Source organism: Thermoflexus sp. (assembly GCF_042408815.1).
Classification (GTDB): Bacteria; Chloroflexota; Anaerolineae; order Thermoflexales; family Thermoflexaceae; genus Thermoflexus.
In genome coordinates, this window is record NZ_JBHOQR010000031.1 from 1 (window position 1) to 9,796 (window position 9,796).

General features: G+C 66.6%; 9 protein-coding genes and 1 pseudogene. 6 read left to right on the plus strand and 4 right to left on the minus strand.

What is annotated here, in order from left to right; translation table 11 throughout:
* From ACFMO3_RS10775 to ACFMO3_RS10790, 4 genes are all read right to left on the minus strand, one after another.
* Positions 1–186 (minus strand): helix-turn-helix domain-containing protein (locus ACFMO3_RS10775; RefSeq protein ID WP_376790420.1); only part of this gene is annotated, 186 nt, incomplete at its 3' end.
* A 22-nt stretch (positions 187–208) separates the two neighbouring features.
* Entirely contained in the window at positions 209–427 is a 219-nt protein-coding gene (locus ACFMO3_RS10780; RefSeq protein WP_376790412.1) for a WD40 repeat domain-containing protein, read from the minus strand.
* A gap of 4 nt (positions 428–431) precedes the next feature.
* Positions 432–566: a hypothetical protein gene (locus ACFMO3_RS10785; protein WP_376790413.1), complete on the minus strand. Its 135-nt coding sequence runs from the start codon at positions 564–566 to the stop codon at positions 432–434.
* Between the two features lie 416 nt (positions 567–982).
* Positions 983–2,029: a lamin tail domain-containing protein gene (locus ACFMO3_RS10790; protein WP_376790414.1), complete on the minus strand. Its 1,047-nt coding sequence runs from the start codon at positions 2,027–2,029 to the stop codon at positions 983–985.
* A gap of 162 nt (positions 2,030–2,191) precedes the next feature.
* On the opposite strand from ACFMO3_RS10790, the gene ACFMO3_RS10795 reads away from it, so the two are divergent.
* The 6 genes and pseudogenes from ACFMO3_RS10795 to ACFMO3_RS10820 all read left to right on the plus strand — a co-directional run.
* Positions 2,192–3,052 carry a hypothetical protein gene (locus ACFMO3_RS10795; protein ID WP_376790415.1) on the plus strand — a complete coding sequence of 287 codons (861 nt, stop codon included), beginning with the start codon at positions 2,192–2,194 and terminating at the stop codon, positions 3,050–3,052.
* A complete protein-coding gene (locus tag ACFMO3_RS10800) occupies positions 3,049–3,606 on the plus strand; it encodes a hypothetical protein (RefSeq protein ID WP_376790416.1) in 558 nt (185 codons plus the stop codon). The genes ACFMO3_RS10795 and ACFMO3_RS10800 overlap by 4 nt, the downstream gene beginning before the upstream one ends.
* 20 nt (positions 3,607–3,626) lie before the next feature.
* Entirely contained in the window at positions 3,627–7,028 is a 3,402-nt protein-coding gene (locus ACFMO3_RS10805) for an FtsK/SpoIIIE domain-containing protein (RefSeq protein WP_376790417.1), read from the plus strand.
* A 111-nt stretch (positions 7,029–7,139) separates the two neighbouring features.
* A complete protein-coding gene (locus tag ACFMO3_RS10810; protein WP_376790418.1) occupies positions 7,140–8,048 on the plus strand; it encodes a hypothetical protein in 909 nt (302 codons plus the stop codon).
* A gap of 15 nt (positions 8,049–8,063) precedes the next feature.
* Complete coding sequence (locus tag ACFMO3_RS10815; protein ID WP_376790419.1) at positions 8,064–9,419, plus strand: hypothetical protein; 1,356 nt, start codon at positions 8,064–8,066, stop codon at positions 9,417–9,419.
* Positions 9,420–9,651: 232 nt separating this feature from the next.
* Positions 9,652–9,796, plus strand: a pseudogene (locus tag ACFMO3_RS10820) (IS607 family transposase); the annotation flags it as partial.

The following is a 9,796-nucleotide window of genomic DNA, read 5'->3' on the forward strand; positions in this document are numbered from 1 at the left end:
GCCGCCCAGAGCCAGCGCTTCTCTCCCTTTTTGCCCACATCGCTCCCCTCGGCTGGGGAGAGGGTTGGCACCACCGAGGGCCCCGGCTCGACTTTTTTTGAGCCAGCGGGCCAGGGTGGGGCGGGAGACTCCCAAGAAGCGCTGAATGGCCCGCATGCTGGCCCGCTCCCGGTAGACCTTGAGGATCTTCTCCTTAGCTCATCACTTGCTATTTGTCCACTACCAACGTGTGCACCAGCGATCCATCCGCCACCCGCCACAGCTGCACTATGCCATCCTCCAACCCCGAGGCCAAAAGCGACCCATCCGGCGAAAAGGCCACGCTCAGCACCCTCGCTATCTCTCCCTCCAACGTGCGCCCCACCAACGTGTGCACCAGCGCCCCATCCGCCACCCGCCACCCCGCCGGCTTCTCCTCCCGCCACAAGCCCTCATCCACATGCTGCGTGAACCACCGCCGCCAGCGCCCGCGCCACCGCACACCCCACCCGGTAGAAATGCGCTTCCCACGCCCGCAGGTCTTCCGGCCAGGTCACCTCTGTCTGGAGTACAATTTTGTGGGCCATAGGCGGTGCCTCCTTTCTTCTTCGTTCTTTGTCACCTCGCCTATGGCCCTTATATTCTTATATTTACCACCCCACCCTTAAGACCACCTACTAAACTGATAGAGTCTCGTCCCTGCCGACGATCTCTAGGACATCCACGGCCTTCACCTGGGTCAGGCGGAGATAAGTCACGCCAGGACCCTGACGTACGTTGGGCCGCCAGGCACGCACAATAGCTTTCGGTCCCGCCGTGGATGAGGGTTTCGCCGTGGCGCTTTCGGCCGCCACACGGGTCAGGCCAGCTGTGAGGACGATAGACGGTGTCGTCCGGACGGCCGGCGTTGCCGTCGACGTGGCAGCGTACGCCGTGACGAGAAAGGTGCCCAGGATGAGACCCAGGACGTGCAGCTTGGCCGAACGCATGGCCTGGCTCCTTATCAATAGCAGTACCGGCTCACAAGCTGCCCGTCCGCGTCATACAGGTACCCGCAATCCCCCTTGTTGTTCCAGAGGGCTTTACCGCTCCCGAAGGAGAAACCACACCATTCCGGATGGATTTCGTTTGTGTATACCCGGCATTCCTGTCCCGGCTGGATGACGAAGTCGGGAAAGACAAAATCCTGGCCCGGACTCCCGGCATTCAGCCGCCAGCCTCGCAGGTTCACCGGAGCCGAACCGACGTTGCGAATGACGGCGTATTCGTCGGGCTCGTTGCGCCCTTTCTGGCCGTCGTAGTAAATTGTGACAATGATTACCTGTCCCCCCACAGCTGGCGGTGCCTGCGGTGTTGGCGTGGGGGCGGCCGTCGCGGCTGCCTGGCCGCCCTGCCACAGTCCCTTTCCGGCCGCACGCGCGGCCTGCTCCGCCTGCCGGAACGTGTCGGCGCAGGCCACATCCGGCGGGAAAGTGGCACTGGCGGCGTACCCCTCCCGGACCAGGGCATAGTTCACGAACACGCCGTCGGATGTGACCACGTACCGCAAGAGCCGGCCGTAGCGATCGGTCTCGCTGACGTCCTTGTAGAGATACAGCGTGCGGCCGGCGACGAGCTGCCGGTTGCGCTCCGTGGCCTCCCCGTAGAAGGCCTCGTCGCGCTCAGGGGTGTCCATTCCGATGTAGCGCACCCGGAAGGTCTGGCCTCCGATGCGGACATCGATGGTGTCCCCGTCCACGATGGCCACGAGCTGTGCCACCTGGGGCGGGCCGTGGCGGGGGATGCACGCCGCCCCCGGGACGCCAGCGAGGATGTCGGCCGTCGGCGTGGGCGTGGGTGATGAAGTCGGTATCCATGTGGCGGTCGGCGTGGGCGTCCACGTGGATGTGGGCGTGGGCGGCGGGCTCGGCGGCCGAGTGGCCGTGGGCGCGACGGTTTCCGCAGCCACGCGTGCCGGAGTCGCTCTCTCCAGCGCCGGTGAGGCCCCGGCGCAGGCGGCGAGGAGGCTCGCCAGGAGGATGGTTACCGATATCACAGGAGCGCTCCGCATGGCCTGTCACCCCCTGCGGCCTTTTGAAGATTATATCACCTTTTGCCCCAGATGGTTTCCTCGGCTACCCCCAGGACGTCGGCCACGGCCCGTCGCACCTCCGGCCGTGGGGGAATCTCGCCGTGGGCTTCCCACCGGCTGACCAGGCCTGGGGATACGCCTGTGGACGGGAACCGAGTGGGGAACGGGAACGGGGGGTTCCGGCCGCGGTTGGTGTGGTTCGGGAACTATTACCAGCAGTGGTATAGTGGGAACTGGACGGATCTGCACGTGGATTTCCTGCGGATCCAGACCTACGTGGCCCCGCCCACCCCCACGCCGACGCCCACCGCCACGCCCACCCGCACGCCGATGCCGACGTCCACCCCCACGCCGACGCCGACGGCAACGTCCACTCCGACCCCGACGCCGACGGCGACGTCCACCCCCACGCCGACTGCCGCACCGACGGAGACGCCCACGATCTTCCCACCGACCCCGATCCCGCCCGTGGTGGCCCCCACGGCAACGCCCACGCCGTCTCCGACACCGACCCCGACGCGGGCGCCGACGCGGACATCGACGCCCACGGTGACGGCCACCCGCGTACCGACGGAGGCGCCGTCTCCCACCCCTACGGCGACGCCTTCGCCTACGCCCACGCCGACCGCTCTCCCATCCCCTACCCCTCCCGTTCCCCAATTCGGGGTGGTGTTCCTGGACCGGGATGGGAACGGGCGGCAGGATGCGGGAGAGCCGGGGATCCCCGGGGCGGTGGTGGCCGTGAAGGGACGGGTTCTGGTTACCGGGCCGGACGGGCGGTTCCCGCTGCCGGTGGGGACACGGGCACAGCTGCTGCGGTTGCCGCTGCGGGGACGGCTGACGGTGGCGGACGGGATCCGGTTCGGGGTCCAGCCGCAGCGGTCCCAACGGTGGCTGCTGGGGCTTGCGGTGGGGCTTTGGCTCTTCTCCCTCCCCTGGGCGTGGGATCCGCGCCCGCGGGAGATCCACCGGATCTTGGAGCGCTTGAGGAGGATGCCATGACGGAATTCGATCTGATCCTGGCGGTGTTGCTGATCGCAGGCTTCGCGCTGCTCGGGGCCCTCATCACCCTGGGCAATGCCCGCCAGGCCCGGGCCATCCGGGAGGTGGGTGAGGTGCTGCACAGATGGGCGATCCGCCATATCCAGCTCTCCCGGGCCGTCGCAGCGTCTGCCATTCAGATCGAGGACCCGATCGCCTGGCTCCAGGAGGCGCTGGCCCGCTTTCCGTTGCCGGAGGGATTGGTCCGGGAACTGGCTCCGGAGCGTCGCGGCCCTGGATGGGTTCTGCTCCGGAGCCGATCGGGGAAGCTCCTCCTGATCCGCCCGGAGATTGACCCGACCCCCCTGGAGCGGGGATCCCGGTTCACCTCTCCGGTGCTTCCCAAGGGATCTCTTCGAAAAGCCCGGGTGTTGGAGCTTTCCCCTGTGACGGCCTGGCCGACCTTCGATCTGGAGCTGTCTCAAGCATGGCGGCGATGGTTTCCCGAGGATCCCCCACCGGATCGTGTGCGGCTCCTGATCTGGCCGGAGGGCGCTGAACTGGGATCCTCCTGACGATCAAGAGGCAGGTGGCGATGGGTCTCTGGCAGAAACGGGATGGTCTGGAGATCTACATCCCGGAGATCGCCCCGAAGCGTATCTGGCCCGGGATGCGGCGCTTGCCGCCGCCCCCAGGGGATCCGCCGGAGATCCCGGATGTGCCGGGATTCCCCCCTATGCCGGAGCGCTCTCCATGGTGGACCTACGCCCCATGGTTCCTGATGTCCGCGGTGTATGGCCTGATGGGCCCGCTGGCCTTTGGGGGAAGAGGATGGATGTATCTGCTGTTCATCCCCCTCGCGGCGGGTTCTTCGATCCTAGCTGGGGAGCTCCAATATCGGTGGGCGTTGCGTCGCCATCAGGCACAGACCGCGGAGGCGATCCGGCGAGCCGAGCGAAAACTGCGGCGGTTCTTGACTGAGCTGGAAGCCTGGCGAAGCATGGAGGAAGCCCTGGAGCGGGCGTTGTTCCCTCCATGGGAGGATTTATGCCAGCGTCTGCAGGCGGGAACGGATCTCTGGTTCCGCCATCGGGGGGATCCGGATTTCCTGAGCGTTCGGGCAGGGATCCGTCGGTCGCCGTTGCTCGCCCGCCATGGCCGGCCGTTGCCGGATCTCGAGGATCTTCCGCCACCCCTGCAGGGCATCGTCCGGGCGATCACAGGGGCCATTCAGGCTGAGGTCGAGCGTCCGCTTCCTCTTTTGCTCCGCGCATCCGCTGCCTTGATCGCTTTCCCGGGTCAGGAAGGGGCCATCGCTCGACTCCTTCTGGAGCTGGCCCTGACCCATGCGCCCTCCGAGGTGGAGATCCAGGTGGGCCTCGGGGACCCGGGTTGGGCCTTCCTCCGGTGGTTGCCGCACGTTGGGGAGCTCCGGGAAGGCTATGCCGGGGGACCGGCCCGGATCCGAGAGATGCTTTTTGAGGAGTTTTTTCGAAGAAGAAGTCGCGGGGGAGAGGGCCCGGCGGTGATCGCCCTGGGGGATGCCGGATGGCTGACCGACGGCCGCCTGGGCATGCTGCTGCGAGAGGGCCCTACGGTGGGCCTCTATCCCCTCCTCATCCTTCCCCCTGGGGCTTCCATCCCGGGGGGGATCCGCACTCTTGGCATTTGGATGCCCGACGGAGGAATCCGGATCCTGGATCTGGCCAGTGGACAGGCGGTGGAGGGAATGGATCCCGCCCCGCGCCTCTCCCCGGAGCAGGCCGAGGCGCTAGCTTGTTCCCTCTCTCGCCTGCGGCCCATGGGGGTAGGGGATATGGTGACTGTCCGCCCAGCCCCTGCTCTGTGGGGGATCCATGAGCCCGACCCTCAGATGCTGAGGCGGGTGATCCAGAAAGCTCGGAACGGGCGCGAGCGCCTAGCGATCCCCGTGGGATACACCGACGAAGGGCTACCTTTTCTGTTGGATCTGCACGACCGGGCCCATGGGCCTCACGCCATGGTGATCGGGACCACCGGGTCAGGCAAAAGCGAGGCGATGCGGACCCTGGCCCTGGCCTTGGCCCTTCATTTCCCCCCAGAGCGGGTGCAGCTGCTCTTCATCGACTTTAAGGGGGGTGGCGCGTTTGCTCCCCTGGAGGGCCTGCCCCATTGCGTTGGGCTGCTTTCTAACCTGGATCCTCGGGAGGCGGCCCGGGCACTGGAGACCCTGGAAGGGGAGCTGGATCGCCGGCAGCGGATCCTGGCGGAGCGGGGAGCGGATCACGCCGACACCGCGGGGCTGCCGCATCTCGTGGTGATGGCCGATGAGTTCGCCGAGATGCTGGAGCAGATCCCGGACGGGATGGGACGAATGATCCGGCTGGCCCGGTTGGGGCGGAGCCTAGGGATGCATCTGGTGCTGGCGACCCAGCGGCTGGGGGGCGCGGTCCCCGGGGAACTTCGGGCTAACCTGCGGATCCGGATCGCGTTGCGCTGTGAGACGCCGGAGGAATCGGCCGCAGTGCTAGGGCGGCCGGATGCGGCGTATTTGCCCGGGAGCGGCTGGGCCTTTGTTCAGGTCGGGCAGAACGAGGTGTTCCGACGGATTCGGTTTGCATATGCCTCAGGGGCCTCTATTGGCATGCGGGAGGAATACCGGATGGACCCGGCGGATCCGAACCGGGCGCTGCAGCTCGAGCGGGTGGGAGGCGACGGCGTGCGGGATCTGGAGCGACTGACCCTCGTTCTCCGGACGATGGATCCCCCGATGCCGTCGCTGGCCCCGCCCTCCCTGCCAGAGGATCCGGGTGTTCCGGAGGAAGAGGGCATCGACCGGATCGGCCTGGGGATCGCTGATTTTCCGGAGCAGGGGGAGATCCGCTGGGTGTTCTGTGAGAGACAGACTCCGGATCTCATGCTGATCGGTCAGGCGGGAACCGGAAAGACCCGGATCCTCCAAGGGATGGCGTCGGCCGCAGCCCGGGCCGGCCGGCGGGCCTTCGTCGTCGATGGACGAGGGGAGTGGCAGGGGGTTTCGTGGGCGGTCCGAGTGGATCCTCTGGATCGGGAAGGGATGGGCCGGCTGTTTCGGATCCTGCGGGCGGAAGCGGGCCCTGCCCTGCTGGTGTTGGATGGGGTGGATAGCCTTGCGGAGGAGGCGCAGATGGCGCTGGAGGCGGGGCTGGAGATGGCACGAGCCCGCGCCGATCTCTGGATCTGGATCGGATCACGGCGGGAGATGGCCCTGCGATCCCTGCGGGGGCGGCCCGCCCATCGGGTGGTGCTCACGCTGGAAGCTCGGGACTGGGAAGCCATCGTCGGGCGTCTGCCGATCCCGGAGGCACCCTTCAGGGGTCGCTGGTGGGGAGAAGGGCGGTGGCGGGAAATCCGGCTGCGGCGACAGGGAGCGCTGGCGCCTCCCGCTCCACCGCTCCCTCGAGCTCCTCGAGCCTCTTGGTCCGATTTGCCCCCGCCCACTTATGGGGAAGGAGGGGTGGCCCTTCCTCTCGGATGGTGGGATGACGATCTGCAGCCGGCCGTTCTCCTTCTGGACCGGCGGCGGCCGGCGCTGGGAATGGCCCCGGAGGTGGCCTGGGGACGGGGGGTGATGGAAGGGTTGGTGCGCCGGCTTCAGGAGGCCATGGGGAGGGTGCTGGCGTGGGATCCTGAGGGTCTGCTGGAGGGGTTGGTGAGGGGGGAAGAGGACCCCCGGGCTTTCCTGGAGCTTGCGATGACAGGGGAGGCCACAGGATCCGGGGGCCTCCTGGTGGTGGCGGATACGGATGCGCTGCGGATGCGGATGGGATATGGGGAGGAGATCCCGGTCGCCCTGAGGCGCTCCGAGCGCTGGATTTGGTTGTGGGCGGGACGCGATGGGCTGGGGTTGCGCGGGTGGCGGTTGCTTCCTGAGCCGGAGGATCGGGGAGCGCCGCCGATCGCAGCGGGCCATCCAGGTCTGATCTGGATGGCCGCGCCCGGCCAGGGCCGCTGGGTCATCCTCCCGGTGCGCTTGTAAACCTCCGCGATCCGCCGAACCGTTAGAGCTGGCGCTTTCGCAGGGAGGCCATCGCCAGCGGCCCGCGCTCCCCCAAGCAGGTGTTTCTACATGGCCCATCGGAGGTGATCCATGCTTCACGCACGACAGGCGTTTCCTTTGTTGATTGGGTTAGCTCTGGCAGCGGTTGTGGCCATCGCTGCCCGAATGTTCATCACGATGGGTGTGCCCGCTCAGGTCCCCATCGCTGTGGCGGCTGTCCCGCTCTATCCCGGGGATACCCTTACTGAGGAGCGCGTTCGAACGGTTACCGCCTATGATGCTCCGGCTGTGCGGGGGATGATCCGGGAGGCGGATCTCCCGCGTTACGTGGGGGGGACCGTGCTGATGTTTGTCCCCGCCGGAGCGGCGATCCCCCGGACAGCGATCCTTCCCTCCGGCCAGCTCACAGCGGCGGCTCGTCTTTCCTCGGTACTGGTGGAGGGTGAACAACTGCTTTCCTTGCAGGATACGGATCGGCTTCAGGCGCCGCCTTTTTCCATGCTGCGCCCCGGGGATTGTCTGGATGTGGTGGCGTTCTTCGAAGCGCCCGCCGGGAGCGCCACCCCAACCGTCGTATCCGCGGGGCTTGAGGGAATCTCCCCTCGGACGCCGGTGGCGGAGATTACCGGGACGATGGGCCTAACCCTTCCCACCCGCCCCATGGCGAAATGGATCGCCCGCGGAGTGGTGCGATCGGTCCTGGGTTTCCCAACCCCTTCCGGCGGTGAGGGAGCGTCTGCAGTGAGAACATCGGGTGCTTCCACCGGCGCGCCGCGGCTATTGCTGGGGGTGCCCCAAAGCGCGCTGGAGGGTATCGTGTATGCCCTGGAGACCGCGAAGATGGTCTATCTGGTGGTGGCGCCCCCATGCGCCCGTGCGGAGATCCCCCCTTCTACCGGGTTCGCGGAGCAGGATCTGGAACAATGGGTCTGGGCAGGCCGACGGGCAGCCGGGGCGCCCGCTTTCTTCCTTCCATCTGGATCTCCACCCCAACGGTAAGGGAGAAAGGAAAAGATGGGCATGAATATCGTCATCCTGGGGAACCTGAGTGGGATCGGCGGGGAGATCGCCAATCAGCTGGCCCGTTTAGGGCATGAAGCGTATGCGATGCCTGGGGTGGTGGCGGTGGAAATCCTAGCCGGCCTCCGCCCGCAGCTCCTCATCCCGGTGGCGACTGAAACTGGGATGACCACCGAGACCGTCAGCCGCCTGGTGGCGGAAACCGGAGCTGCGGTCATCGTGGTGGCCTCCCCGGGAAGCCCCTGGGCGACCTGGGGGGAACATCTCCAGTATCCGGTGATCGCCCCGGAGCGGGCGGCCGAAGAAATCGCCGCCCGCCTCAGTGAGCTGATGGCCCGGGTTCAGGCCACCGAACAGGCCCGCTATTTGCAGACGGTTTATGGGGCGCCCATCGTGGTGGCCAGTCAGCCCCGCGTGATCGGGTTCGGAGGCCCCAAGGGAGGAACCGGGAAAAGCACGGTCGCGGCGAATGCCGCAGCCCTCCTGGCGGCCCGAGGGCTCTCCGTCCACCTCCTCGATGCCGAGTCCGATACGCGGGGGAACCAGCCCGATTTATTCCGGCTGGGAGAGGGAACCCCCATCTATTCCATCATTGAGCTGGCCAGCCACCACCCGACCGTGCCCCGCGCCGGCGGCGTGTTCGAACCCGGTGCCCAGGTCCCGATCTTCTGGAGTCAGGTGCCGGCCCCGCGGGGGATCCGCTGGAATCTGCGCCTCACTGCGGGGTTGTTGACCATGGATCCCTTGATGGGGGAACACTCCCTTTCCGTTCTGGCTCGGGCGGCGGATTGGCTGGATTTCGCCATCGAGCGGGCGACCGGGGAGGGATACACCGTGGTCCTGGACACCGGCAATAACCTGATGTCGCCGCTCTCGCTGCGAGCGATCAATCGCTCCCAGGTGCTCTATATCATCCTGGAGCCCGAGGACACCGGGCTGATCGCTGGGGCTTCCTGGCTGGCACACGTCTACCGGATGGCTGGCCCTGCGGCCTTCTCCAGCAAGGTTCGAATTGTCTTCAATAAAGTGCGTGGGGAATCCGGCTCCGAGCTGGTCGGGCGGTTGCGGGAGCATGTGGAAGCGATCCTGGGTCACCGACTGCCGCGGGCGATGCCGGTGTATATTTTGCCCTATCTGGATCTAGATATCGCCCGATCGCAGACCAACCTGCGGCTGGGTGTGGAGCACCTGGCGGTCCTTCAGGCCCTGACAGGTGGGCGATATGCGGAGGAAACCCGCGGGTTCACCGAAGCACTCCAGTCCATGTTATCGGAGCTATTCCCGGTCCTCACCGCTGCCTTTCCGGCGCGAGAGGCCTCCCCACGGTTTCGATTCCCATGGAGAAGATAGCACTGTTTCCTCCTTTTTTCTCAGGGCGAGGGTTGCAGGATCCTATGACTGGGCCCATCGATATTGGGGCATCCGGCTGCCGGTGTGGAGATCTCCGGAATGACTGTTGGTAGGAGCCGCTTCAGCGCCGACGAAGAATCCGGGCGGAAGCCCCCTACGAGGTTGTCTCTGAGAGCTGCGGGTGGTAGGGGGTTGACAGCAGCTGGCGATTTCGTTCTCAGCCATTTCGGCCATGAAGCTCTCCGACTGGGCTCGCACGCAGGGGATCAGCTACCTCACCGCCTGGCGGTGGTTCAAGGCGGGCAAGCTTCCTGTTCCCGCCCGGCAGCTCCCTACCGGCACCATCCTGGTTGAGGAACCCAACCCGCAAGGCCGCA